Consider the following 23,534-nt stretch of genomic DNA (forward strand, 5'->3'; position numbering starts at 1 on the left):
ATGATGATGGCCTATGGCTTGTTCGTGTTCGGGCTGAGTACCGCCAGTTATCGAGAGCTTCAACGCCGAACGTCCTGGCGACATGCACCGCAGAGCCGAATTGGCAGGCGGCCTGCTCGGCAATTCCTCGGACCTGCAGATGACACCATCACGCTCACAGGAACCTTGCTGCCCCATTTCACCGGTGGTCAGCAGAACCTGGACTATTTACGCGAGATGGCCAGCCAGGGAGCAGCTTGGCCATTGATCGAGGGCAATGGCAGCTACTACGGCCTGTTCATCATCGAAAGTATGAACGAAAGCAAGAGCCACCATATGCGAGATGGTAGCGCTCAGAAGATTGAGTTCGACCTGACTCTACAGCGCATTGATGAGGATAGCGGTGATGCTATCAGCCGCCTCGGCAACGTAACGGCCCGCGCACTGACTGGAGTCCTGGCATGACGGCATGGTTTCTCCAGCAGCAAGGCCGCCCAGCCAGAGTGCCCAGTTACGATATATCCCTGGCTGGCCAGCGCATCAGTCCGGAATTCGGTGCCCGCCTGCAGTCTCTTCGTCTGACCGACCGCCGTGGCCTTGAGGCCGACCAGTTGGACATTGAGCTCGAGGACCATGATGGACGTCTCGACCTTCCCTCGCGAGGTGCAGAACTGCAACTTTCCCTTGGCTGGAAAGGAGATGGCCTGGTGGATCGAGGCACTTATATCGTCGATGAAATCGAGCACTTTGGGGCTCCAGACACCCTCACTATCCGTGCACGTTCTGCTGACATGCGTCAGGATCTCCCCGGCAAGCGTACGCAAAGCTGGGACGACATCACTGTGCGCGACATCATCGCCACAATTGCAGAACGCCATGACCTCGAACCCAAAGTATCGATGGACCTGGCCGGAATCCGGGTGGGCCACATCGACCAGACCGACGAGAGTGATCTGCATTTTCTGACGCGCCTGGCCGAGCGCTACGATGCTGTGGCTACCATCAAAGCTGGCAACTTGCTGTTTATCCCTGCTGGACAGGCCACTACGGCAGGCGGAACAGAGATCCCACCGATTCGGCTCTATCGCCAGGTGGGTGACACGCATCGCTATACCGTCTCCGATCGTGATGCGTATACCGGAGTGAAGGCATTCTGGAATGACACTGCAGGTGCTGAACGCAAGATAGTGATCGCCGGAGAGACCGAGAACCTGAAAAGCCTGCGTCCGACCTATGCCAGCGAGGAGGATGCGCTTGCGGCTGCCCGCGCAGAGTGGCAACGGCTCCAACGTGGCGGAGCTGAGTTCACCCTGGATCTAGCCGAGGGACGACCAGACCTCTATCCCGAAACACCAGTGCAGTTGCAGGGGTGGAAACCGCAGATCGACGAGACCAACTGGCTGATCACCGAAGTAGTGCACACACTGAATGACAGTGCCTACACCACAGCGCTGACAATGGAGGTGAAGGGTTGACCTTGTCAGAACTGACTGGGAATGAGAAATGCCTCTCCGGTCGGTACTTTGCTGTAGGTCCGGTCTATCGGTGTTGCCATCAGGTCGCCACGCAAGGCCGGTTCAAGCAGGTAATCCAGCCGCGATGTATCGATGATCGCGGGTGACAGCCAGTCCTTGTAAGCATCTTCGGGCAGCCATAGCGGCACCGACTTGCGGTGAATGTCTCTCAGGGGCTCAATGCCTGCCAAAGTGATGATTGACGCGGAATAGACCAGTTCACCGGTGACCTGGTCGACCCATTCCTTGTACAGCCCACCAAAAGCGATGGCGCTGCCGTCCGCCGGCTTGAGCAAGTGGGGGTTTTTGCCGTCCTGGCTCTCCACAAAGGCTGTGGCTGGAATGATGCAGCGGCTTTGGCGGTATTCCGGTTTCTTGGGCACTTTCCGATAGTTGGTATTGACCGAGAAGTAATCCTTGTGGGGCTTCAAGCCCTCTGCTGTCTGCTGCAAATACAGCCACCAGATAGCAGGCCGCACGACGTGGCCACCATCGGACCCAGTAACGATGCTGATCAAACTTCCGGGTTTGAAGTTTGTTCCGTAGATCAAATCGTTATGACTCACACCTAGCCTTTCAGCTAGCTGCGTAGCGCCACTTGTCTTGACCAGGACGTAATTGGTACACATACTTTTACCTGTATATATGTCCAGGTTTAGAGAATGTCCGTTACCTTCGTATCACGTAGCGAGGTTGAAAGCGCCTTCGCTGCCCCATGCTTTCTGGCCCGCGTCCGTGCTGGTTTCCCCAGCCCGGCAGACGACTACATGGACCGCCGTCTTGACCTCAATGAGTACCTGATCCACCACAGGGAAGCGACGTTCTATTGCTGGGTACAAGGCGAATCCATGGAAGGTGTCGGCATCTTCGACGGAGATTTACTTATCGTAGACCGCGCGGAAGATGCGCGGGATGGAGATGTGGTGTTGGCTAGCCTGAACGGTGAGCTGACATGCAAGATTCTGGATATTCCGCGCCGGCGGCTGATCGCAGCCCACCAGGATTACCCGCCCATCGTCATTTCTGAGGGTGCCTGTTTCGAAGTTGAAGGGACGGTCATCAGTTCTATTAGGCTATTCCGTGCTCGCCCTCGTTGACTGCAACTCGTTTTATGCGAGCTGCGAGCAGATCTTTCGGCCCGATCTGCGCGGCCGGCCAGTAGTGGTGCTTTCGAACAATGACGGCTTCGTCGTTGCCAGATCGAAGGAGGCCAAGGCGCTGGGCATTCCAGACCTGGAACCTTTCTTCAAGATCGAACGCCTGTTACGTCAGCACCATGTGGCAATCTTCTCGTCCAACTATCCGCTGTATGGCGATATTTCCGACCGTGTGATGACCACGTTGCAGACATTCAGCCCAAGAATTGAGGTCTACAGCATCGACGAGATGTTCCTGGACCTGGCCGGCCTGCAAGTGGACTTCCCGACATTGGGCAGGGAGATCAAGGACCGCGTATGGAAGCACGTCAGAATGCCGGTGGGGGTAGGTATTGCACCCAGCAAGACTTTGGCCAAGCTGGCCAACCGTGCTGCGAAGAAGATTCCCAAGTGCAATGGTGTGTGCGTGCTCGATGAGCCATACAAATGGGAATGGCTGTTGAAACGCACCCCGGTGACAGGGATCTGGGGAATAGCGAAACGCCTGGCCAAACGCCTTGAGGAACTGAGTATCTACACGGCATGGGACCTGGCCACGGCAAATGCCAAGGTGGTTAGGCGGGCGAGCAGCATCAACCTGGAGCGCACGATCGAGGAACTGAACGGGCGCCCGTGCCTCGCCCTGGAGGACGTACCGCCGGCAAAAAAGCAGATCTATTGCACCCGGGGATTCGGTAAGCGCCTGGATACTCTGGAACCAATTCAAGAGGCAGTAACGCTTTATGCTTCCCGCGCTGTGGACAAGCTACGCGCACAGAATGGCCTGGTTACTACCTTGCATGTGTTCTTGCATACTTCGCCATTTGAACCCGGTTTCTACAGTGCCAGCACGGTTGCACAACTGCCTTACCCCACAGATGACGTGCGGCTCGTCGCAAGTACCGCGCGGAAGGCCGTAGCAGAGCTGTATCGGTCTGGCCATCAGTTCATGAAAGCCGGGGTAGGGATGATCGAAGTGCTGGACCGGCGATACCATCAGTTCGATATGCTCGAACCCGGCCAGTCATTGAAATCTGACAAGTTGATGGCTGCCCTTGATGCGATCAAAAAACGACATGGCAAGCAGGCGGTGTATCTCGCCGCCCAGGGCGTCACACAGCCATGGTATATGCGACAGAAATTTAGATCTCCAGAGTACACAACACGTTGGGGAGAACTGCCGACTGTTGTGTAGTGTGTACTGCCTCAGGCCCTATCAAAAGAGATAATCAGAGATCTTTCCTGATTTTCCAATAAAATTGGAGAACAGAAGTAGATGGCTAATAAGACCGCCTGTATGGTACATGATATGAACGCATTCATCGTTGGTGGATAGTATCCAGGACTTCCATAATTTCTCGAACGTCCCTTAACTCGACGAAATGTGCAGAGACTTTACTTCCATGGCTTCTTAATACAGAAGACCCTATAGGTTTAAGTTTGGACCCAGAGACGGAAAACGAAAAAATAAACCCTAATGCAACCCAATGAAATGATGCTTCTTCGTCACTTATCCTATGAAATGGAAGCATAACTAGATCTTTCACCAGCTCTTCACCTGTGATATCTCCAAAATCGTGATTACATACTAGTCTTGAGATTTTAAGTACATAAGGACTATTATGATTAGCTTTCCCATTAAGAATACAATATCGGAACTCATCCATAAGATATTCAGGAAAAAACACTTTATGGGAGAATATGCTTTGAGAAGATAAAGCCGAACGCCAAAATACACTAAGAACAAAAAGATAGATCTTTCTAAGATTAGCTCCTGATGCTCTAACTTTATCTTTATATCTTATGAATTTGACACCTTTTTCCTGTCCTTTAAGAAAGCGAATCGCATAACTTTCATACTCCCTCGACAAGAATTGCTCACAGTCACCGCAAAACATTTTTTCGTGAAAGCTTTCAATGGATTCCCGGACTGGCTCATCAAGATCAGAACTAACATGGGTGGCTAGGCCATTTTGCTTAATTCTCCTAATGAAAGCATTGGGAATAATATGAGAGTTCCTTAACTCAGATTCTTTTAAGCATAGTTTACAGTTCATACATGAGCACCATAATTAATTAACATTATTCAATTAAAAATATATTTATTATATTGCGTGAGGAGATCGATGCTGCGCTACCACTACACCTCTCACATCACAGGGCCTGGCGAATATACCTTGACCACCGCCAGCAGGTATCATGCGAAAAGATCCACCGATACGATGGCAATGGAAGAGGCGAAGCTGGCCTTCAACGTCCATCAAAGCCAGATCGCCATGCTGTAATGCTCGTGCTTCGTCTACTACCAGCACGTCGCTTTCCTGAATTTTTCCTTCAACTCCAGCTTCATCTGAGACTTCCACCAGATAGCAACTGAGGGGAATATCTCGTACCCCAAGCGACAAAACACATGGATCGGTAAGGCCCGGTACTACCGGGCCAAGATATGTAACTAACATAAGCCTTCTCAATACAGAATCTTTGACTACTCAAGACTTCGATTCATTGGGATTTCTGGGTTTTGCAGTGAAATAGTTTCCATTTTCACTCCAGAATTGAAGGCTCCCAGTTTTGTCTATGACGAAATACTCACCGAACTCATCATCGTGTTTTTGGAGGCGAAGAGTTCCATCATCGAGTTCTGATGCACCATAAGAGGTGGTATTTACTCCTTCACCGGGAAAAACATCATCGATGTAATAGTTTCCATCTTTCTTATAAGCTACCGCCAGATAATTGAAGCCTCTCTCAATGACCCATGATCCTAAAATATTTTCGTATTTATCAGATATATCATAGCGCTGAAGAGCATCAAACTCATCTGGATTCAAGCCTGAGATGCTTACATTTAAGTCAGGGTTATAGTGTGTTGTTCCCCAATAAGAAGATCCCGGATTTTGGCCATCAAGCCGATAACCAATGAAAGTGCGATCAACTCCCTGATCACCATTTGATTTAATGGCCTTTCCGATCAACTCAAGAGTTGGTTCATCTACTCTTTGATGAAGTTTAACTTCGACAGTTCTTTTATATGGCCGCTGAACCTTATCGCTCACAATAGTATAAAGTGAAGCTATATTTGGTTGATCAGCTTCCTGTACTTCAACATCATTCGTAGATGCAGTTTTCACTTCACTAGAGTCAGGTTCGGGGCCAAAAATAGCAAAGGCAATAATAAATATAAAAAAGCCGAAAATGGTGCCTGCTATGGACCCAGAAAAGTGGCGTACCAGGAAGCCTCTCCCCTTGTGCTTGAGCTTGTTGTTGACGAACCGCCAAGCAATGACGAGTCCCACAAAGAAAAGCGAAACCAACATTAGTTCTTTCATAGTGTTCCCTACGACTCTGGCCCTCTAGCGGGGCCTGTTTTTGAACATAATCACATCACCAGTTATGCAGGTTCGTGATTATGCTGTTATGCGATCCTGCCAATTTTTACTACACAGCGACCAAGAAGCTCCACAGAAGGCATTTTCTCAGGTGGAATCATTTCTGGCTGATAGTGGCTGTTGTCGCTTAGAAGCATCCAGGCACCACCTGCGACCCGCTGTACTCGCTTGATACGTCGCTCGCCTTCTACGAGCAATAGAAAAACACCCTCTGGACGATCTGGCCGGTCACTGCGATCAACCAACACCCAGTCACCATCGGAAAGTGTCGATTCCATACTGTCGCCACGCACTTTCACGCCAACAACATGGGTAGGGTCCAGCCCCTGGGCAGATAGCTGTTCACCTTCGAAATACAAAGTGGTCTCGATGTTCTCCTGCTCGAGTGAGCGGCCATCACCAGCAGCAGCCTCAATGTCGTACATAGGGATAGAGCAAAAGCCGGGGCTAGGCTTCATGGCCACTGATAGTGGAGCTCCGTCGTCTGCGGAAAAAGCCGCCGAAGGCACCTGTTTCAGTCCCTCTGGTGCATCGCCTTTCCCCAGTATCAGCCAGTCAAGGCTGATTCCTTGAGTAACCGATACTTGGACAGCCTCGTCATACGGAACACTTCCTCGCTGCCGCTTATTCGTCATAGCGGTTTTGCTCCAGCCGAAGAAGGCTGAAAGCTCACTATCGCTTTTTGTGTTCGTAGCCATCTTGAGACGAGTTATCACCTCGTCAGACAGACGTTTCGTGTCCATATAACAACTCGATATAAGAGCTGATCTCGATTCGTGTTGCAAAGATGACGAAATGTGATCAAACTCAAAATGTGTAAAGCGTTACTCAAAGTGGAGCATACATCATGAGTCGCCCTGTCGTCCCGAACGCAACCTATTCCCCACGAGGTGTTGGCAATCGTCCAGTGGGTCTTCGTCTCGCTCCAAATGAACGTGCGTGCCTCATCGAGCTAGCGACACAAGAAGGATCCAGCCTATCTGCGGAAGCACGTCTTCTTGTCATTGAAGGGCTCGAGAGACGGGGCTTCGTCATTAACCCTATCCACCGAGCCTGATTCGTTACCTGCATTGTCGCAAAGGAAAGCTGTCATGTACCCGGACCCCAAACGTGTTCGTCAGAAAGTCACTGTGTATCTCGACCAGTACGAGGCCGACATCGTTGCAGCTCATGCCAACTACCTGGGCGTATCCAGGGCAGAAGTCATGCGAACCATGATCATCAAGGAAGCCATGGAAGTGCTGGGCATCGACCTTGATGACGTAAAGCCGACTATGGCGGCTCGTGCTTCCTGAATGAAGGGGCGAATCCACCGTGCAAAAGAGGTACGCATGCCTGAGCAACCCATACCAGTCGACGACAGGATGGCAGCCATTCTCGACGAGGTTTGCCAGCGCTGTGGCCTGGAAACCCGAGAACAAGCAGCGGAATTCCTGATTCGACGTCGTATTCGCCGAGGAAGTAGCAGCCTCACTGGACGAGGGAGAGCGCTATACCCCGTCAACAACCAAGGAGATAGCCGGTGAGGATCACCTGCCCACATTGCCAGTCACGCACCATCACCCGCTCCAGCCGTCGGCCGGTCCCGGTGTTTATCGAAGCGTATGCACAGTGCATCAACCCGGATTGTGGGTGGGCCGGCAAATTGCAGGTCGAGATGGTACTCACCACCAGTCCCAGCCGACGCCCCAATCCCGAGGTAGCTATCGCCCTCGAGCCTAGCAGCCGCCAAGTTCTGCTCGATCAGCTCCAGTCCAGCTGAATCCCCGTTACAGGAGACATTCCATGAGCACAGTCGTGCCTTTTTCTGCTACCCGAGCCCCACAACTCGACCCGCACAACCTCGCTACTGCTGAACTATTCCGTCAGCGCGGGACGAACCGTGTATCAGCCTTGGCCAACTGCATCGAGCACCTGGTGGTCAACCATGACATGCCAGAGCACGTTGCCGAAATTACGGCGCTTCAGGCGTATGCCGATATCGAGAGCATGAACCAGGTAGCTCGAGTCGACATCAATTCCTCGACCTCCCACCTAGTAGTGCTTCGCACAGAAGGCGGACGTCCTGTGGCATTCACAGTGACTGAGCTACTGCGGTTGCTGGACCGTGCTCGTGATGAAGGTGAAGCGAAAGTGGTGGACCGCGAGTCCCGACGCCCGGTCGTCATAGAGCACTGACCACTGCCTATTCCCGTATCAGATCGATCGAGTACCGGAGGTCATCACCATGGCTGCAACCGTCCATCCATTGCCCACATCTCACCAGAGTTCCGCCGTAAAAGCTGACCGCGGGGATTGGGGAAAGCTGTGTGCAGAGTTGAGAGATCGCCAGGCTGACAAGGACTTGGCAGAGCTGTGGAATGACCTCTCCCATCCAGAGCGTCGCACCTTGATGGCCAGTGCCAATTTTCACCATCTTCAACGTGACCCTCGTCGGGCCATTGAAGACATGAGCAAGGCTGATCGAGATGCCATCCGTGCGTCCATTCATCGCATGAGCCGTTACGCCTCACAGCTTCGTGATCGACTTCATGGGGAACATCAACATCCCAGCCGTGAACTTGCCAGCCATGCCCGTGAGGCTCTTGCTGCAGGTAATACAGAAGCTGCCATGCACTGGCTCTCTATCATCGAGAGAGGCATAGCATGACAGCGCTGGAAAAGTCCCTTCAGTTCGGAAACCACGAGTGTCACAAGTGGCGTGAGGCCAATTTCTGGAGCCCGCTACCCAGCCTGGCAGAGGACCTTGCGGCAGGCTTTGTGCACGTTGCCAGTCGCCACGGTAATGCGGCAGGCAACCGTTGGCTGCGTCGCCATGCCAGTGACTTGATTGAGCCTGGCCATATCTATCAGCGTTTTGCTCCCATCGCTGATGACCTCATGAAAGGTGCTGCAGCGATCCGAGCTCGTGAGAGCAGCTCTATCGAGGGCATTCGGGCAGCCAACGACTGGCTGATCGAAATTGAGAAGCGCCTAAAGGTGGGTGCTTTCACAGCTACTCATGATGATGATGCGCTTGTTTCCTATGCGGAAGCTCAAACCAGGGCAATTGAGCAAGAGCGCGACAGCATCATTGGCAACATCGCTGACTACAACCGGCGGCGGCGCAATGGTCTGCTGCCAGTGCCAGTGCCGCCTTGTGAACTGTCAGGACCGTTATCTGAGAGAGCACGTCAGTATCGCGAACACGTTGCCGATTCACGTAACCCTCTGACACCACCACCCTTGTGCGCACCGTTGATGGCGGTATTCCACTTCAATTATCTGCCACCTATGAGCCTGAGCGTGGCCACAGAGATGGCTCTCAGCCAGGCCCGCAAACGTGCTCGTTTGCATAGCATCGTGCCGCCCCCTTTGAGCTGGAGTAGTGAACGGCAGCTGGCCCGTTTGTCATGTTCATTGTGGTGGCGTCGCCAGTTGCGCCGAATCTGTGGTCGTCGCCTTGAGCAGGTACAGCGCGATGCTCACCGCGTGCATAAGCGTGCGGGTATCTATTGCAGCAACATGACCCTGGCTCGCCGCAGCCAGCAGAAGATCCGTAACCGTGCTTTGCTCGAGACCCTGGAAGCCATCAACCAGGATGGCCAGACATACACTTTGGCCGAGCTCGCCGAGCTGGGCCTGGCCAACGCTGATCATCGTCGTGCCGAGTTGATGCTCCGCATTCGGGATACCGAAGCCGAGGCGCAGCGACTTGGCCACCTTGGCATGTTCTTCACTATCACGGTTCCATCGCGCTTCCATCCGGTGCATGCCAAGAACTGCCACCGCAACAGTAAGTATGACGGCAGTACCCCGCGGGAAGCCCAACAGCACTTGCAGAAAGTATGGGCCAAGGCTCGCGCCAAGCTGGCCCGTGAAGGCTTGGCAGTCTATGGCATTCGAGTCGTAGAGCCTCATCACGATGGAACACCACATTGGCACCTGTTGCTGTGGATGAAACCAGAGGACGAGCCTCGGGTGGTCGAGGTCCTGCGAGAGTATGCCGAGTCCGAGTCACCCGAAGAGCTGTATGACCGTTGGGGCAACAAGTCTTCTGCCCGTTTCAAGGCCGTCAAGATCGATTACAGCCGAGGAACAGCAGCTGGCTATGTGGCCAAGTACATCAGCAAGAACATCAACGGCCAGCAGTTCATGGAGGCCGACAACTACGGCCAGGAGATGGCCTCCAGTGCGCCACGTATCGAAGCCTGGGCGGCTGTATGGGGGATTCGCCAGTTCCAATTTGTAGGGCTGCCATCCGTCACAGTGTGGCGGGAAATCCGCCGTCTGACGGAACAGCAGTCCGAGCAACTGCGTTTGTGGGAAGAAGCTACCCGTCCAATCCCCCGGGCAGCCAGGTGCCTCCATGAAATCCGCAAGGCTGCCAATGCCGGTCAGTGGGATCTCTTTCTACGCCTAATGGGCGGCCCCAACACACCAAGGAAAGACCAACCGATCAAGCCTTGGGTCGTCACTCGGATGGACCCCAATCGAGATCCATTCAGTCACGCCACTGGCGAGGTCATCACAGGTATCGAAAAACGTGGCCGCTATGGCGAAGCCATCAAGTCCACCGTTGGTCTGGTGGTGAAGGATGGTAGAGGCGATGCCTCTGAGTACCTCACACGCCTGTTTCGCTGGGAGATTCGTTCACGCAAGCAGAATGCAGTGGGGCGTTTCGGAGTCGGCGAAGCCGGCGACGCTTGGACTTGTGTCAATAACTGTACGGGGGTCGATATTACCCCCCGAACCCCGCCTCCCGAGATCCTCGCCGACCAGCTCAAGCGGTTCCAGGAGTGGCGAGAAAGCGAAGTTACCCGCGCAGAGATAGAGAGCGCCGATATCGAAGCGCGATATGTCCGAGCTGCAACGCTGCGGCTCATTCAAAACGACCCGACGGCACGGCGTGTTCTCGCCGAGCGTGGGCGATTCATACCGGCACCAATACCTGAGCAGGAAGAGTACTTCCCGCCAGAGCTGTGCTGAGCCAATACGACAGGGAGAAGAGCATGCACACACAACATCACGTTACCCCATCGGCTCCTCTCGGCATCCTGCAGGATGCTGGAGAGCTCGCGGTCCTGTCCGAGGATAACGGCCAGGTACGTCATCGCTACGCCATGGTTATTGCCTTCGACAGTGAAGAAGCGCTGCGCACTGCCCTCGAGGAACACCGCTGCGCGTATCGGGATAGCCAGGCTATCCAGGAGCGCATCCATGAGTGATCGCCTCTACATGGTGTTCGACCCGCAAGGTCGGGTCGATCCCTACAGCACGGCAACCAGCCAGAGTATCGCCATGCAGCGTTTTGCCTCACGCCGCGCAGGTCGCCCCGTGCGCTCTGCCGTTGCCTGGCTGCTGTGGTTCCCCCTGTGGAGCCGTGGCTATCGAATTACTTACCACCCCGCTATCCCTGAGAAGGAACTCGCCAATGGCTGATATCGCCGACATTGCCAGCGAACTGATGGAACGTCGCATGGAAAGTGCCATGGCCACATGCCGCCTGCCGGACACCATGGCTGCAAATGATGAATGTGAAGAGTGCGGGAGTGAGATCCCTGCCGCTCGTCGCCAGGCCGCTCCCTGGGCGACCACTTGCATTGAGTGCCAGGGTATCCGCGAGAAGAAAGCCGGGAGGTATCGCCATGCATGATGCCAAGCGTGAGCGCATCAGCAGCCTGATTCATACCAGTGCCCAGGACGCCTGTGTCAGCCTGATGCTGATGCTCCAGCGTGAAGGCCCAGCTTACACCCTCGAGATCTGTGCAGGTGCCCTGGTCCGCCTCGATGCCACTCGGGTCGAGAAGACCAGCCACCGCAAGGCCTTCGCTACGGCTGCACGCAAGGCACTCAAGCAACTGGAGAAGGGGCCACTGACATGATCAGCCAGCAGACTGTGCTGTCTTGTGAAGACCTAAAGCAGATTACCGGCTACCAGCGTCCCGGCGACGTCGCCCGCTGCCTGCGAGAGCAGGGCGTGAGAGTGTTCAATGGGCGCTCCGGCCCCTGGACCACCATCGACCTGATCAACCAGGCTGGAGGGCTTATCCAGAACGCCAATGATGATGACCTGGACGCAAGGCAGATCATATGACCGGCAAGAAACTGAGCGGATCTCGACGCCGCTATAATCCTGCGATCCCGCGACACATCGACCAAGCCAAGCTGCCCAAAGGGGTCTACTACGACCCCAGAGGCAGGGGACGCTGGTTCACTCAGTACCGGAACGAAGCAGGAACGCTCAAGGGCGTCACTATCGCGGATTCAAAGGCTACCTTGTCGGAGCTCCACCGCATCATGGAGCAACGCCAGGGAATTGACCGGGATACACTGCGCTATCTGGCGGACCAGTTTCACCAGTCGGCCCAATACAAGAACCTCGAGCCCAAGACCCGCAAGGATTATGACTACTGCCGCGATCTGGCTTTGACCATGCCGACCAAGTTGGGTAAGCCGCTGGGCGACCTGGCCACCCGTCATTTCAAACCGGCCCTGGTCCAGCGCATCGTCGACAAGATTGCCGCCGAGGGCACACCTGCCAAGGCAAACCACTTACTGCGCTACCTGCGCCGACTGTTTCGGTGGGGCATCAATCGTGGCTATTGCGACAGCAACCCCGCCCAGGGTGTGGAGTCAGCCAAAGAGCGTCGCCTGCGCCGCCTGCCGGAGCTCGACACTATTGAACGGCTGACAGCCTTTGCCCGAGAGCGTGGCCAACGCAGCCGTGGCGAAAAAGGTGCCTGCGCGCCCTATTTGTGGATCGTCATGGAGCTGGCATACATCTGCCGACTGCGCGGTATCGAGATTGTCACCCTGACCGATGCCAACGCAATCACCGAAGGGGTGATGACTAATCGTCGCAAGGGAAGCCGGGACAATATCGTGCGCTGGTACCCCAGGTTACGCACAGCGTGGCAGGAGGCGACAGAGCTCCGTACCAGGATCTGGCGTGCTCGCATGACCGCCGTGCCAGCCGATCCAGCTCGCAGGAGCTTAATCGTAGCCGCCGATGGTGGCGAGTTGCGGAAGTCGAGCCTGGACACCGCCTGGCAGCGGCTGATCAAGATGGCCATCGAGGAAGAGGTGATTACCAAGGAAGAGAGATTCGGCCTACACGACCTGAAGCGTCGCGGGATCACCGACACCCAAGGCACCCGCCACGATAAACAAGAAGCGAGCGGCCATCGCTCCGCCGCAATGTTGGACGTCTACGATCTCAGCACACCTATCGTACCCTGGCCTGGGGCTGAAAAAGACTCGTAAACTATGTAGTCTGTCTATGTAGATACAAAAAAACCGCCCTCGAAGGCGGTTTTTCATGCTTAGCAAGTGCTTGATTTTAGTGTGTTTTCAGTATGGTGCCGACACCAGGAGTCGAACCCGGGACCTACTGATTACAAGTCAGTTGCTCTACCAACTGAGCTATGTCGGCTCTTGAACGCACTTAACACTTGCTGATGGTACTGCTTCCCAGCACCCTAAAATAGGGTTGGCGTGGCTGGGGTAGGAGGATTCGAACCTCCGAATGCCGATACCAAAAACCGGTGCCTTACCACTTGGCGATACCCCAGCAAAGTTGGTGGCCAGAGACGGAATCGAACCGCCGACACGGGGATTTTCAATCCCCTGCTCTACCGACTGAGCTATCTGGCCCCTTGCCAACGCCGCGTATTAAACCCTAAGAGGTTCTTTCCGTCAACCCCTTTCCTTTCAAAAAGATGGCGATGAGGTGAAAGAGATCCTTCATGGCTGATCGCGAGGTACATAGCCCTCGGCCTGATCAGTTTCCTGGTTGTCGAGGAAGCGTTCCATCTGCTCCATCAGATATTCCCGGGCGGCAGGATCGAGCATATTGAGATGCTTCTCGTTGATCAGGCGAGTCTGCAGTGCCTGCCATTCCTGCCAGGCCTTCTGGGACACCGTCGCTTGTATCTCCTGGCCTTTCTTTCCGGGCAGCGGTGGAAACGGCAGGGCGTCAAGCTCCTGTTGGTACTTGCGGCAGAAAACCGTTTGGCTCATGGATGTCTCCTCATATATGGACAGGGCAATGCAAAATGCGTGATCGGAAGATACAAGTTTGGCGAGCAGCATATCAGTGAGCGGCGCTCTCTTCCTCCGGCTCATGTCCCTCAATCCTGTCCCTCAACTCATTCCGAAGGCGGCTGGCTCAAGGCGAAAGGCGCCAGCGAGCCAAGCAGTTTCTTCACCGGCGCAGCCAGGCCGATAGCAGCCGGGGCTTCGGGGTCGTACCACATACGGGTCTCGGCCACGCTGTTCAGTTGCTCCACCTGCGCGGGCACTGGGGTGATTTCCAGGCGAAAGTGACTGAACACATGCGTAAAGGACTCCCACGCGGCTGAGCGTAGGGCTCCCGGGGCATGCTCGGCCAGCCACGCATCAATCTCGGCATCCGAGTCGAATTGCGGAAGGATCCACAGACCTCCCCACAGCCCCTCTGCCGGGCGCTGCTCAAGCAGAATGCGCCCCTGGGAGTCACTCAGCACCAGCATCCGAGTCGTACGAACCGGGATGCTTTTTTTCGGTTTGGACTCAGGAAAGCGTTTCTCTTCCCCTTGGGCATGGGCAACGCACACATCAGCAAAAGGACAACGCTCGCAGTCCGGCTTGCCTCGGCGACACAGGGTTGCCCCCAGGTCCATCATCGCCTGGGTGAAGTCCACCACTCGTTCGGCTGGCGTATAGTGTTCGGCCAACTGCCAGAGTCCACGCTCCACTGCCGGCCGACCAGGCCAGCCTTGCTGGGCATGCAGACGAGTCAGCACGCGCTTGACGTTACCATCCAGGATTACGGCACGCTGCCCGGTGCTCTGAGCAATGATGGCCCCCGCCGTAGAACGTCCGATGCCTGGCAGTGCCGCCATAGCGTCGAGGCTATCCACGGGAAACTCTCCCGCATGCTCGGCCACCACGACCTGAGCAGCCTTGTGCAGATTTCGCCCCCGCGCGTAGTACCCAAGCCCGGTCCACAGGTGCAGCACTTCGTCCTGGCTGGCTCGGGCCAGAGATGACACATCGGGGAAGCGCTCCATGAAGCGCTCGAAATAGGGAATCACAGTGGCCACCTGAGTCTGCTGCAGCATGATTTCCGATACCCAGACCCGATAGGGAGTACGTTGCTGCTGCCAGGGCAGGTCATGGCGACCATGCACATCGAACCAGTCCAGCAGACGCTTGGCAAAGGTGTCGCGGTCGAGCACCGGCAGAGAAGCGCCGGTACCATCATTCACGGAAGAAATATTTGTCATAGGGGACCTGCACTTATCCTCGCGCAGTGTTCAGCACGCACGAAAAAAAGCGCCGACATGGCTGTCGGCGCAGGGACTGGCTTGCTTGGTGCTCAATTGAATAGACCACGTACTGCGTCACGAAGTTCCTTGCTGGCATCGTCGCCAATACGTTCATCGAGCTTTTCCAGCTCTTTATCAAGGCGCTCTTCAAGCTTCTCCTGAGCTTGGCCCTTGACCTCGTCTCCGGCCAGGCGACCAAGATTATGGCGGAAAGCATCAGTATCGAAGGAACACCATTCTTTGCTGTCCGTACCCAGAGTACCCTCGCAGCGCACCGGGAACTCCAGCTTGGTCAGACGAGGATTGACACTGCAGGCCGCATCGGCGGTATCCACAAAGTGCCCTGCACCTGTGGCCTCAAACACTCTGGAACCAAGATCCAGCTGCCCTTGGCCACGCATTTCAATGCCAGGCAGTGTGATCAACAGATCTTCGTTGTGCGCGACGCCGTCACGAATATCGAAGGTGGCACTGATGTCCTCGAAGCGAGTGTTCTCGCTCCAATCTCGAGTGGTGGACTCGCCTTCCAGGCTGGCCACTGCTGTGCACAGCTGGCGGGAAATATTGGCCCGCGGAATGCTGCCTTCCTTGATCTGCGTTTTCAGGGTGCCATTCAAATGGCGCACCAGCTCATGCGAAGCATTGCCACGCGAAGTGAATTCACCCTCGGCATCAAGCCGACCTTCCAAGGGAGCAGGATCTTCCCCCAGCGAGACCAGCAATGGCGCCAGGCGGACGTCCTGAACCTTGGGTGTCAGCGTCCACTTCAGTGGTTTTTCCGTGGCGTCCAGCTCCCCCGTCGCCTGTAACTTGCCTTCATGAAAGTCCGCATCGAATTGGGTAAGGCGATGCTTTCCATCCTTGCCCTGGGTCTTGAGGATGACATCCTCGTAGGTCTGGCCACCGAGAATCAGCTTCCCGAGTGCGAGGTCCACGTCTTCTTCAACTCTCGCCAGCCATTCAGCCGGAAGAATCGCGGTCGCCTCATCCTGGGCAATGGCCGCAGAAATACCTGGAATACTTGCCGTCGCCTCGCCCTGGGGTTCCTCCGTCGGAGGCAAGTAACTATCGAGGTCCAGGCCCTCTCCTTCAAGGTCGACACTCAGGCTGCCACCATCGAAGCGCGCTGCCAGGTTACCGCTGAACGTCTGATCATCCAGAACCAGCGTCAGGCCCTTGAGGGTCATCTCATCCATGCTGCCTTTCACAGGGCTAGTCAGGGCCACTTCCGACAAGGCGTCGGAGCTTGCCATGCCAGGTAACGCATTCATCCGCGTCAACCAGGGACGCAACGACATCGGCGCCAGACGCAGCTGACCATCGTAGCTCGGTTCACCCGTCAGGTCGGCAACGTTGAGATTACCTCGCAGGGATAGGCCATCCGGACCGGTCAACGCCATATCACGCAGCTGCGCCGTGTCCTCGGCAAGATCGGACTCCAGCTGGAAGGCCAGGGAGAGATCGACCGGCTTTTCACCCAGGCGCGGATCGAGCAGGGAGCCATCAAGCACACCACCGCGCAGCAGCAAGCGCTGCTGGTCCAGATCCAGCACCAGCTTGTTGCCGACCAGGGTCGCCTTCTGGCTGGCACTTTCCCCCTCCAGAAGGGTATCGGTCTGCAAGGAGAAGTCCGTCAGTGCGTAACGCTTGTCCACCAGGCCAAGGGCAACCTGGCCAGTCAGCTTGACACTGCTTTCCAGTTGGGGGCTGCCATTCTCTTGCTCCCCCTGGATTTGCTCTTCCTGCTGTCCTTCTTGCTGCTGCCCTTCCTGCGGTTGGCCTTTCGCCACCTGATCAAATGACTTGAGCACAAAAGATGATGTGACAGGGAAAGCCGACGTCGGATTGACGTTGGTACCATTCACCTTGAGATCCTCGGCCAGCCAGTCACGTCCGGCCTTGGCGTCAACCAGCCGCAGGGTCCCGTTCAACACATCCACACTGGCAATGTTGAGTGCCACCGAGAATCTGCCACTGGAAAGGCTGGGACCGGCACTGGCGGGGGCCAGTGCCTTTTCGGCGCCCTCGCCCTTTCCTTCCAGGCGCTCAAGCAGCGTTTCCCAGTTGCCATTGCCCTGTTCATCACGCTTGAGATTGAGGCTCAGGCCGTCCAGCGTCAGTCCATCGACTGCGACCACACCTTTCAGCAGCGGAGCAAATGCCAGACTGACAGATGCATGGTCGATAGCCGCAAAGGGGGCAGCCTGATCAGGTTGCTGCGGCAACCGGGCTTCAGCCTGGGAAACACTGACGCCCAAGCGGGGATAAAATGACCAGTTCAGCGGCCCATCCAGTTCCAGCTCCAGGCCGGAGTGCTCTTCCACCAGTTCGACCAGCCGTGGCTTGAGATCATTGAGGTCGAAGAAAGTGGAGACATAGACCACCGCCCCAACCGCCACCAGAGCGAGTACGCCGACGACAGCCAGCAAGGTTCTTAACAAACGTTTCATCGACCACTGTCTCCTGTGGGCAGATCGAGCTCAAAATAGTCACCCGTGCGCGTAAGGTGGTATCCCATGCGCTGCAGCAGCACCTGATCGGCCACCTCCAGCTGCGCTGAATCCACTCTCAGACGCATTCCCTTGCCGCCAGCTTCAGCGCTGATCAATGCCATCAGTCGAGAGCCCACGCCGCGGCGACGTGTGGTCTTGCGTACGCAAAGGTCGGATAGACGCCAGGCGTCGCCATCCTCATACACGGCAACGGCGCCCAGCAGGCGATCGTTGAAGCGGGCACCCCAGAAGAAGCCCCTGGCCAGGTGCTGGGTGACATAGGCCCCAGGAGGCAACTGGATACGATTTTCAGGAGCATCGGCATAAATGCGCGTCAGGTCGATGCGCACTTGCTCTTCAGCGTCCCAGACGGTCTGATCGACGCGATAAAGAGTCACCGGCATAAGCAGTCTCCATTGGCCGGGAAGCGACATGAACTGCCGCAAGAGTGGGCGTATTGTAGCGGATGGGGTAAGCGATTCACTATAATGTCTGCCTTGTGTTGCGTTGCACAGCAACCCCATTCTCGATATGCGCCCTGGCGCAGGAGACGACATGTCCGAGCGTATCGCCACGGTCAGCCGTGACACCAAGGAAACCCAGATCACTGTTACCATCAACCTCGACGGCAAAGGCCAGTTGAGTGGTGAAAGCGGGGTTCCCTTTCTCGACCACATGCTGGACCAGGTTGCCCGACACGGTATGATCGACCTGGATATGCAGGTCAATGGCGACCTGCATATCGATGACCACCATACTGTCGAGGATCTCGGTATCACCCTTGGCCAGGCCTTCGACAAGGCCATTGGCGACAAGCGTGGTATCTATCGTTATGGCCACGCCTATGTGCCGCTGGATGACGCCCTGTCACGCGTCGTGATCGATTTCTCCGGGCGCGCAGGCCTGTTCATGGATGTCGAATTCACTCGCGCCAACATCGGCCGCATGGATACGCAGCTGTTCTGGGAGTTCTTCCAGGGCTTCGTCAACCATGCGCGGGTTACACTGCATATCGACAACCTAAAAGGCTTTAATGCTCACCACCAGGCCGAAACTATCTTCAAGGCCTTCGGTCGGGCTCTGCGCATGGCCGCCGCCCAGGATCCGCGCATGGCGGGTCAGATGCCCTCTACCAAGGGTAGTTTGTAAAATAAGGAGCATCCCATGACCATTGCCGTTATCGACTACGGAATGGGCAATTTGCACTCCGTTGCCAAGGCGCTGGAACATGTCACCCATGAAAATGTTCTGGTGACTCGCGATGCCCGTTCGATTCATGGCGCTACCCGCCTGGTGCTGCCGGGCCAGGGTGCCATCCGCGACTGCATGGGTGAACTGGAGCGCACAGAACTACAAGGCCTGGTGCAGGAACTGCTCGCCGAACAATCCAAGCCTCTGCTTGGCATCTGCGTCGGCCAGCAGATGTTGATGGATCGTAGCGACGAGAATGGCGGGGTTGATTGCCTGGGCTTTCTGCCCGGACAGGTCAAGCGCTTCCCCACCGACATGAGCGACGTCGATGGCAACCGCCTCAAGGTGCCGCACATGGGCTGGAATCAGGTCCATCAGCCGCTGGATCACCCACTGTGGGCTGGCATCGAGCAGGGCGAGAACTTCTATTTCGTGCATAGCTACTATGTTGTCGCCGAACATGCCGCCCAGGTATTCGGCACCTGCGACTATGGCGATGTCAGTGCCCACGTCGCCATTGGCCGCGACGCCACCTTTGCCGTGCAGTTCCATCCAGAAAAAAGCGCCCGTGCGGGCCTGCGCCTGCTCGAGAATTTCGTGCAGTGGCAACCTTGACAACACGTTCGCTGCATCACGACCAATACATATAATGACACGTCAATAGCACCGACGAACGGTGCTCCGAGGACACGACATGCTGGTAATCCCCGCCATCGATCTCAAGGACGGCAAATGTGTGCGTCTCAAGCAAGGCCGCATGGATGATGCCACTACCTACGGCGATGACCCTGTGGCCATGGCCGCACGCTGGGTCGACGCTGGTGCTCGCCGCCTCCACCTGGTCGATCTCAATGGCGCTTTTGAAGGCCGTCCGGTCAATGGCGAGGCCGTCACGGCCATTGCCCGCCGCTATCCGGATCTACCCATCCAGATCGGAGGCGGCATCCGTAGCGCCGAGACCATCGAGTATTACCTGAATGCCGGGGTGAGCCAGGTCATCATCGGCACCAAGGCCGTCAAGGAACCGGAATTTGTCGGCGAGATGTGCCGCCTGTTCCCCGGTCATGTGATTGTTGGCCTGGATGCCAAAGACGGCCGCGTCGCCACCGACGGCTGGGCCGAGGTCTCCGAGATTCTGGCGGTGGATCTGGCCAAGCGCTTTGCAGATATCGGCGTATCCAGCATCGTATACACCGACATTTCCCGTGACGGAATGATGAATGGCGTCAACGTGGAAGCCACGGCTCACCTGGCACGAGAAGGTGGCCTGCCCGTCATCGCCTCTGGCGGAGTGACGAATCTGGACGATTTGCGGGCATTGATCACTGCTGGCGAACCGGGCATCCTCGGCGCCATCACCGGCCGCGCCATCTACGAAGGCAGCCTGGACGTGGCCGAAGGCCAGCGTCTGTGCGACGAGCTGACTGCCGGCTGAGGGTATAACCGGCTGTAAGGTATAAAAAGGGCAACGACTATGGCTCTCTCCAAACGCATCATCCCTTGCCTGGACGTGGACGCTGGGCGCGTCGTCAAGGGCGTCAACTTCGTCGGCATCCGTGACGCCGGCGATCCGGTGGAGATCGCCCAGCGCTACAACCAGCAGGGCGCCGACGAGATCACTTTCCTCGACATCACGGCAAGCCACGAGGACCGTGCCACGACAGTGGAAATGGTCGAGCGCATTGCAGGTGAGGTCTTCATCCCTTTGACCGTGGGTGGCGGGATTCGCACCTGCGATGATATCCGTACCATGCTCAACGCTGGCGCCGACAAGGTATCCATCAATACCGCTGCCGTGACCAACCCCGAGTTCGTACGTGAAGCTGCCGAGCGCTTTGGCAGCCAGTGCATTGTCGTCGCCATCGATGCCAAGAAAGTCAGTGCCGAAGGCGAGACACCACGCTGGGAAATCTTCACCCATGGCGGTCGCCGCCCTACCGGCCTGGATGCCGTAGAATGGGCTCGCAAGATGGTGGACTATGGTGCTGGTGAACTGCTGCTGACCAGCATGGATCGTGACGGCACCAAGGCCGGCTTCGACCTTGGCGTCACTCGCGCCATCAGCGACGCGGTTCCGGTGCCGGTGATCGCCTCGGGTGGTGTCGGCAACCTCGACCATCTGGTGGAAGGCGTTATCGAAGGGCATGCCGACGCAGTGCTGGCCGCGAGCATCTTCCATTTCGCCGAACACACGATTCCTGAAGCCAAGCGCTATATGGCCGATAAAGGCATTATCATGCGCCTGTAAGCTCGAGATATCTCTCGCACTTTTACTGGCATGTACCCCCAAGCCGGAGGGCAGCAACCCTCCGGCACCTGATATATGGAACCTTCATGCCAACACCGACAAGGATCGTCGCTATCCTGCTATCGGCATTGCTGCTTGCCCCAACCGGGGCAATGGCTCAAAAGCAAGACAAGCCAATACACATGGAACTGGATCATGTGCTGGTACAGACTAGCCTCTATACCCAACATTATGATCCGGATCCAGATCACAACAATCACCAGAGCCTGATCAGCATCGAGCTCCACAATTCTCAGCGCTGGCTGGCAGGGACCGGATGGTTCAAGAACTCCTATGATCAGCCCACCTGGTACTGGTATGCCGGTCGCGAGTTTCCCTTCTGGCAGCCCAGCAAGAACACTCTGGTTCGAGGCAAGCTGACTGGCGGCCTGTTACGCGGCTACAAGGATGAATATCGCGACAAGATCCCTTTCAACCACTCCGGCATCGCTCCAGCGATACTGCCCAGCATCGGTGTACAGTGGGGCCGTGTAGAGTCGGACTTGATCCTGTTCGGCTCAGCTGGATTGATGATCACCGGCGGCATGAGCTTTTAACCATGGGATTTCAGCCAGAATCAATCGAGGGATAACCCAAGATTGCTGACACCACCGTTACGCCCCAGCTTACGCAGCGACTTGAGCGCCTCTTTGTCGATCACCCCTTCAGCCTCTTCCAGGATGGCATCCTGGAAGTCGTTTTCGTCTTCCATTAGTGGATGCTCCTTAAGTAACTGCGAAAGCGCCTGGGCATCTTCTTCACCTTCGGTCAGCTCGATGAACGCTCGTACTCCAGCCTTGGAGACTCGGCTGACCTCCAGAACCGCCTCTGGGGAAATGCCACGTAGCGTGTCAAGGATGGCCGATAAGGCGACAACGGCATCGGAGGCACGACGCGCACCAAAGCTGTCATCCTGTACTGGAGGCTCCAGCTCGGCGAGCTTCTCCGCCTGCTTGTCGAAATCGATCTTGGCGTTCTTCACCGCCAGCTGTTCCCACACCAGATCGAGAACCGCGCGCATGCCGGAGAGATCCCCATGCCCTGTAGTCTCGGCATAGAGCGCATAGTTGGGTAACAGACGCTCAGTCAAAGCGGCCATGAAAGCCTGCTGCTGGGGTAGAGAAAGCCCCACTAGACGCTGATGAAAGCCAAGCTTAGCCATGCAGTTTCAGTTCCTTTTTTACCTGTCCGTTTCCGGTGCTCATGGCCAGAAACGCTCCACGGGAATTCGCCCGCGCACATCGAAGGCAATGCCTTCATCAATCAAGCGACGACGCTGTTCATCAGCACCACTATGGTCAGCCAGCTTGCGTGAGGAGGTCACTACGCGAAACCATGGCAACTCGTGCCCCGAAGGCAGGTCACGCAACGCCCTGGCCACCATACGCGCAGTGGCGCCATCGGTCATCTTGGCAATGCGCCCATAGCTGGTAACTCGCCCTTCAGGAATCGAAGCGATGATAGTGAGAATCTGTTCTCGAACCAAAGGATTCATGTGACCATTAACACTGATGTCTGATTTGCTTATTCACGCGAGGCCAATATGCATTTTCATCTGCTGCAGCATCAACCACACCAGGGCCCCGCACGTATTGCCGACTGGCTGACAAGCATGGGCCACAGTTTCACTATCTTCCACCTTTACGATGGCGAGCTGCCACCAAGGCCGGCCGACTGCGATGCGCTGATCATTCTTGACGACCATGAAAGCAGCCAGGATCAGTCATGGTCACGCGCCGAAAACAAGCTGATCGACCAGATGCTCGACGGTCAAAAGCCATTGTTGGGACTTGGCACCGGTGCTCTGCGGATCGCTGCGGCACTGGGGGCGCCTGTAGGCAACGGCAGTCGAGCCGAAGCGGGCTGGCACAAGATTCACCTGGCCGATGACAGTCCCTTCGACCTGCCTGATGACTTCACCACCCTGCTCTGGCACCGTCAGGTCTTTGGCCTGCCCGATGATGCACTGCCACTAGGGGGTAGCGAATCCAGCCCAGTGCTGGGCTACTCCTGGGATGCGGGACGGGTGATTGGCCTGAGTTGCCTGTTGCACCTGCATGGTAGCAGTCTCAACGAATACCTGAATGACACGCCCTTGCCCGAAGGGCATGACACCAGTAGCGCCGCACAATCACGCGACGCGATACTCGCCGAAACCAGTCACCTGAACGATCAGGCTTCTCTTCTCGACCGGGTACTGATCCAGTGGCTGGAGAATGCCAGCTGACCAAACACAGCATGCCCCGGGCTCAACCT

Annotated in this window: 33 protein-coding genes and 3 tRNA genes; 22 read left to right on the forward strand and 14 right to left on the reverse strand. The window is 56.2% G+C overall.

Features of this window, described 5'->3' with window-relative positions; all coding sequences use genetic code 11:
* Both Q1K07_RS01790 and Q1K07_RS01795 read left to right on the forward strand, forming a co-directional pair.
* Complete coding sequence (locus Q1K07_RS01790) at window positions 1-444, forward strand: phage tail protein (protein WP_300306931.1); 444 nt, start codon at window positions 1-3, stop codon at window positions 442-444.
* Entirely contained in the window at window positions 441-1,454 is a 1,014-nt protein-coding gene (locus tag Q1K07_RS01795) for a phage late control D family protein (RefSeq protein WP_300306934.1), read from the forward strand. Before Q1K07_RS01790 ends, Q1K07_RS01795 begins: the two co-directional genes overlap by 4 nt.
* A 5-nt stretch (window positions 1,455-1,459) precedes the next feature.
* On the opposite strand, the gene Q1K07_RS01800 is transcribed toward Q1K07_RS01795, so the two are convergent.
* Window positions 1,460-2,122 (reverse strand): SOS response-associated peptidase family protein, encoded by a 663-nt coding sequence (locus Q1K07_RS01800; RefSeq protein ID WP_300306937.1) that lies wholly within the window; start codon window positions 2,120-2,122, stop codon window positions 1,460-1,462.
* Between the two features lie 33 nt (window positions 2,123-2,155).
* Between Q1K07_RS01800 and umuD the strand changes: the two genes are divergently transcribed.
* Together umuD and Q1K07_RS01810 are read left to right on the forward strand one after the other, a co-directional pair.
* On the forward strand, window positions 2,156-2,590 hold the full coding sequence (umuD, locus tag Q1K07_RS01805; protein ID WP_300306939.1) for a translesion error-prone DNA polymerase V autoproteolytic subunit: 435 nt from the start codon (window positions 2,156-2,158) through the stop codon (window positions 2,588-2,590).
* On the forward strand, window positions 2,574-3,824 hold the full coding sequence (locus tag Q1K07_RS01810) for a Y-family DNA polymerase (RefSeq protein WP_300306942.1): 1,251 nt from the start codon (window positions 2,574-2,576) through the stop codon (window positions 3,822-3,824). The genes umuD and Q1K07_RS01810 overlap by 17 nt, the downstream gene beginning before the upstream one ends.
* 124 nt (window positions 3,825-3,948) lie before the next feature.
* Here Q1K07_RS01810 and Q1K07_RS01815 read toward each other — a convergent pair whose 3' ends face one another.
* The 4 genes from Q1K07_RS01815 to Q1K07_RS01830 all read right to left on the reverse strand — a co-directional run bounded on the left by Q1K07_RS01815 (window position 3,949) and on the right by Q1K07_RS01830 (window position 6,761).
* Complete coding sequence (locus Q1K07_RS01815) at window positions 3,949-4,686, reverse strand: hypothetical protein (RefSeq protein ID WP_300306944.1); 738 nt, start codon at window positions 4,684-4,686, stop codon at window positions 3,949-3,951.
* A gap of 48 nt (window positions 4,687-4,734) precedes the next feature.
* Window positions 4,735-5,088 carry a S24 family peptidase gene (locus Q1K07_RS21235; RefSeq protein ID WP_366945011.1) on the reverse strand — a complete coding sequence of 118 codons (354 nt, stop codon included), beginning with the start codon at window positions 5,086-5,088 and terminating at the stop codon, window positions 4,735-4,737.
* A gap of 30 nt (window positions 5,089-5,118) precedes the next feature.
* Window positions 5,119-5,958, reverse strand: a complete 840-nt coding sequence (locus Q1K07_RS01825) for a hypothetical protein (protein WP_300306948.1) — start codon at window positions 5,956-5,958, stop codon at window positions 5,119-5,121.
* 86 nt (window positions 5,959-6,044) lie between these two features.
* Window positions 6,045-6,761 (reverse strand): S24 family peptidase, encoded by a 717-nt coding sequence (locus Q1K07_RS01830; protein ID WP_300306950.1) that lies wholly within the window; start codon window positions 6,759-6,761, stop codon window positions 6,045-6,047.
* Between the two features lie 348 nt (window positions 6,762-7,109).
* Between Q1K07_RS01830 and Q1K07_RS01835 the strand changes: the two genes are divergently transcribed.
* Genes Q1K07_RS01835 through Q1K07_RS01890 form a run of 12 tightly spaced genes read left to right on the forward strand, consistent with a single transcriptional unit; the run spans window position 7,110 to window position 13,263 of the window.
* Window positions 7,110-7,313 (forward strand): hypothetical protein, encoded by a 204-nt coding sequence (locus Q1K07_RS01835; RefSeq protein WP_300306953.1) that lies wholly within the window; start codon window positions 7,110-7,112, stop codon window positions 7,311-7,313.
* 36 nt (window positions 7,314-7,349) lie between these two features.
* Window positions 7,350-7,544: a hypothetical protein gene (locus Q1K07_RS01840; protein ID WP_300306955.1), complete on the forward strand. Its 195-nt coding sequence runs from the start codon at window positions 7,350-7,352 to the stop codon at window positions 7,542-7,544.
* On the forward strand, window positions 7,541-7,780 hold the full coding sequence (locus Q1K07_RS01845) for an ogr/Delta-like zinc finger family protein (protein WP_300306958.1): 240 nt from the start codon (window positions 7,541-7,543) through the stop codon (window positions 7,778-7,780). Before Q1K07_RS01840 ends, Q1K07_RS01845 begins: the two co-directional genes overlap by 4 nt.
* Before the next feature lie 23 nt (window positions 7,781-7,803).
* Window positions 7,804-8,196 carry a hypothetical protein gene (locus tag Q1K07_RS01850; RefSeq protein WP_300306961.1) on the forward strand — a complete coding sequence of 131 codons (393 nt, stop codon included), beginning with the start codon at window positions 7,804-7,806 and terminating at the stop codon, window positions 8,194-8,196.
* A gap of 49 nt (window positions 8,197-8,245) precedes the next feature.
* A complete protein-coding gene (locus Q1K07_RS01855) occupies window positions 8,246-8,668 on the forward strand; it encodes a hypothetical protein (protein ID WP_300306964.1) in 423 nt (140 codons plus the stop codon).
* Window positions 8,665-10,986, forward strand: a complete 2,322-nt coding sequence (locus Q1K07_RS01860) for a replication endonuclease (RefSeq protein WP_300306967.1) — start codon at window positions 8,665-8,667, stop codon at window positions 10,984-10,986. Before Q1K07_RS01855 ends, Q1K07_RS01860 begins: the two co-directional genes overlap by 4 nt.
* A gap of 23 nt (window positions 10,987-11,009) precedes the next feature.
* Window positions 11,010-11,225 carry a hypothetical protein gene (locus Q1K07_RS01865; protein WP_300306970.1) on the forward strand — a complete coding sequence of 72 codons (216 nt, stop codon included), beginning with the start codon at window positions 11,010-11,012 and terminating at the stop codon, window positions 11,223-11,225.
* Window positions 11,218-11,439, forward strand: a complete 222-nt coding sequence (locus tag Q1K07_RS01870) for a hypothetical protein (RefSeq protein WP_300306973.1) — start codon at window positions 11,218-11,220, stop codon at window positions 11,437-11,439. The genes Q1K07_RS01865 and Q1K07_RS01870 overlap by 8 nt, the downstream gene beginning before the upstream one ends.
* On the forward strand, window positions 11,432-11,653 hold the full coding sequence (locus Q1K07_RS01875; RefSeq protein WP_300306976.1) for a TraR/DksA C4-type zinc finger protein: 222 nt from the start codon (window positions 11,432-11,434) through the stop codon (window positions 11,651-11,653). The genes Q1K07_RS01870 and Q1K07_RS01875 overlap by 8 nt, the downstream gene beginning before the upstream one ends.
* Window positions 11,646-11,882 (forward strand): hypothetical protein, encoded by a 237-nt coding sequence (locus Q1K07_RS01880; protein WP_300306978.1) that lies wholly within the window; start codon window positions 11,646-11,648, stop codon window positions 11,880-11,882. The genes Q1K07_RS01875 and Q1K07_RS01880 overlap by 8 nt, the downstream gene beginning before the upstream one ends.
* Window positions 11,879-12,094: a DUF4224 domain-containing protein gene (locus Q1K07_RS01885; protein WP_149282505.1), complete on the forward strand. Its 216-nt coding sequence runs from the start codon at window positions 11,879-11,881 to the stop codon at window positions 12,092-12,094. The genes Q1K07_RS01880 and Q1K07_RS01885 overlap by 4 nt, the downstream gene beginning before the upstream one ends.
* Window positions 12,091-13,263 (forward strand): hypothetical protein, encoded by a 1,173-nt coding sequence (locus tag Q1K07_RS01890; protein WP_300306982.1) that lies wholly within the window; start codon window positions 12,091-12,093, stop codon window positions 13,261-13,263. Before Q1K07_RS01885 ends, Q1K07_RS01890 begins: the two co-directional genes overlap by 4 nt.
* A 93-nt stretch (window positions 13,264-13,356) precedes the next feature.
* Here the strand turns inward: Q1K07_RS01890 and Q1K07_RS01895 are convergent.
* The 7 genes from Q1K07_RS01895 to Q1K07_RS01925 all read right to left on the reverse strand — a co-directional run bounded on the left by Q1K07_RS01895 (window position 13,357) and on the right by Q1K07_RS01925 (window position 18,204).
* Window positions 13,357-13,432, reverse strand: a tRNA-Thr gene (locus tag Q1K07_RS01895).
* Window positions 13,433-13,495: 63 nt separating this feature from the next.
* Window positions 13,496-13,570: transfer RNA gene (locus Q1K07_RS01900), tRNA-Gln, on the reverse strand.
* A 7-nt stretch (window positions 13,571-13,577) separates the two neighbouring features.
* Window positions 13,578-13,653, reverse strand: a tRNA-Phe gene (locus Q1K07_RS01905).
* 90 nt (window positions 13,654-13,743) lie between these two features.
* Window positions 13,744-14,019 (reverse strand): oxidative damage protection protein, encoded by a 276-nt coding sequence (locus Q1K07_RS01910; protein ID WP_300306984.1) that lies wholly within the window; start codon window positions 14,017-14,019, stop codon window positions 13,744-13,746.
* Between the two features lie 128 nt (window positions 14,020-14,147).
* The gene (gene mutY, locus Q1K07_RS01915) at window positions 14,148-15,266 is read right to left on the reverse strand and encodes an A/G-specific adenine glycosylase (protein WP_300306988.1); all 1,119 of its coding nucleotides are present in this window, start codon (window positions 15,264-15,266) and stop codon (window positions 14,148-14,150) included.
* A 92-nt stretch (window positions 15,267-15,358) separates the two neighbouring features.
* Window positions 15,359-17,758, reverse strand: a complete 2,400-nt coding sequence (locus Q1K07_RS01920; protein WP_300306991.1) for an AsmA family protein — start codon at window positions 17,756-17,758, stop codon at window positions 15,359-15,361.
* Complete coding sequence (locus tag Q1K07_RS01925; RefSeq protein WP_300306994.1) at window positions 17,755-18,204, reverse strand: acetyl-CoA sensor PanZ family protein; 450 nt, start codon at window positions 18,202-18,204, stop codon at window positions 17,755-17,757. The genes Q1K07_RS01920 and Q1K07_RS01925 overlap by 4 nt, the downstream gene beginning before the upstream one ends.
* Window positions 18,205-18,355: 151 nt before the next feature.
* On the opposite strand from Q1K07_RS01925, the gene hisB reads away from it, so the two are divergent.
* From hisB to Q1K07_RS01950, 5 genes are all read left to right on the forward strand, one after another.
* A complete protein-coding gene (gene hisB / locus Q1K07_RS01930; protein ID WP_300306997.1) occupies window positions 18,356-18,949 on the forward strand; it encodes an imidazoleglycerol-phosphate dehydratase HisB in 594 nt (197 codons plus the stop codon).
* 15 nt (window positions 18,950-18,964) lie between these two features.
* Window positions 18,965-19,606, forward strand: coding sequence for an imidazole glycerol phosphate synthase subunit HisH (gene hisH / locus Q1K07_RS01935; RefSeq protein WP_300306999.1), 642 nt, complete (start codon window positions 18,965-18,967; stop codon window positions 19,604-19,606).
* A 79-nt stretch (window positions 19,607-19,685) separates the two neighbouring features.
* The gene (gene hisA / locus Q1K07_RS01940) at window positions 19,686-20,426 is read left to right on the forward strand and encodes a 1-(5-phosphoribosyl)-5-[(5-phosphoribosylamino)methylideneamino]imidazole-4-carboxamide isomerase (RefSeq protein WP_300307002.1); all 741 of its coding nucleotides are present in this window, start codon (window positions 19,686-19,688) and stop codon (window positions 20,424-20,426) included.
* A gap of 39 nt (window positions 20,427-20,465) precedes the next feature.
* Window positions 20,466-21,239 carry an imidazole glycerol phosphate synthase subunit HisF gene (gene hisF / locus Q1K07_RS01945; RefSeq protein WP_300307005.1) on the forward strand — a complete coding sequence of 258 codons (774 nt, stop codon included), beginning with the start codon at window positions 20,466-20,468 and terminating at the stop codon, window positions 21,237-21,239.
* A gap of 86 nt (window positions 21,240-21,325) precedes the next feature.
* Window positions 21,326-21,835 (forward strand): hypothetical protein, encoded by a 510-nt coding sequence (locus tag Q1K07_RS01950; protein WP_300307007.1) that lies wholly within the window; start codon window positions 21,326-21,328, stop codon window positions 21,833-21,835.
* A 20-nt stretch (window positions 21,836-21,855) separates the two neighbouring features.
* Here Q1K07_RS01950 and Q1K07_RS01955 read toward each other — a convergent pair whose 3' ends face one another.
* Together Q1K07_RS01955 and Q1K07_RS01960 are read right to left on the reverse strand one after the other, a co-directional pair.
* A complete protein-coding gene (locus Q1K07_RS01955) occupies window positions 21,856-22,440 on the reverse strand; it encodes a YjaG family protein (RefSeq protein ID WP_300307010.1) in 585 nt (194 codons plus the stop codon).
* A gap of 39 nt (window positions 22,441-22,479) precedes the next feature.
* Entirely contained in the window at window positions 22,480-22,773 is a 294-nt protein-coding gene (locus tag Q1K07_RS01960) for an MGMT family protein (RefSeq protein ID WP_300307013.1), read from the reverse strand.
* A 48-nt stretch (window positions 22,774-22,821) separates the two neighbouring features.
* On the opposite strand from Q1K07_RS01960, the gene Q1K07_RS01965 reads away from it, so the two are divergent.
* Window positions 22,822-23,505, forward strand: coding sequence for a type 1 glutamine amidotransferase (locus Q1K07_RS01965; RefSeq protein ID WP_300307016.1), 684 nt, complete (start codon window positions 22,822-22,824; stop codon window positions 23,503-23,505).
* Window positions 23,506-23,534: the final 29 nt, after the last annotated feature.

Origin of the sequence: Halomonas sp., assembly GCF_029263665.1 — a bacterium.
GTDB lineage: Bacteria > Pseudomonadota > Gammaproteobacteria > Pseudomonadales > Halomonadaceae > Halomonas.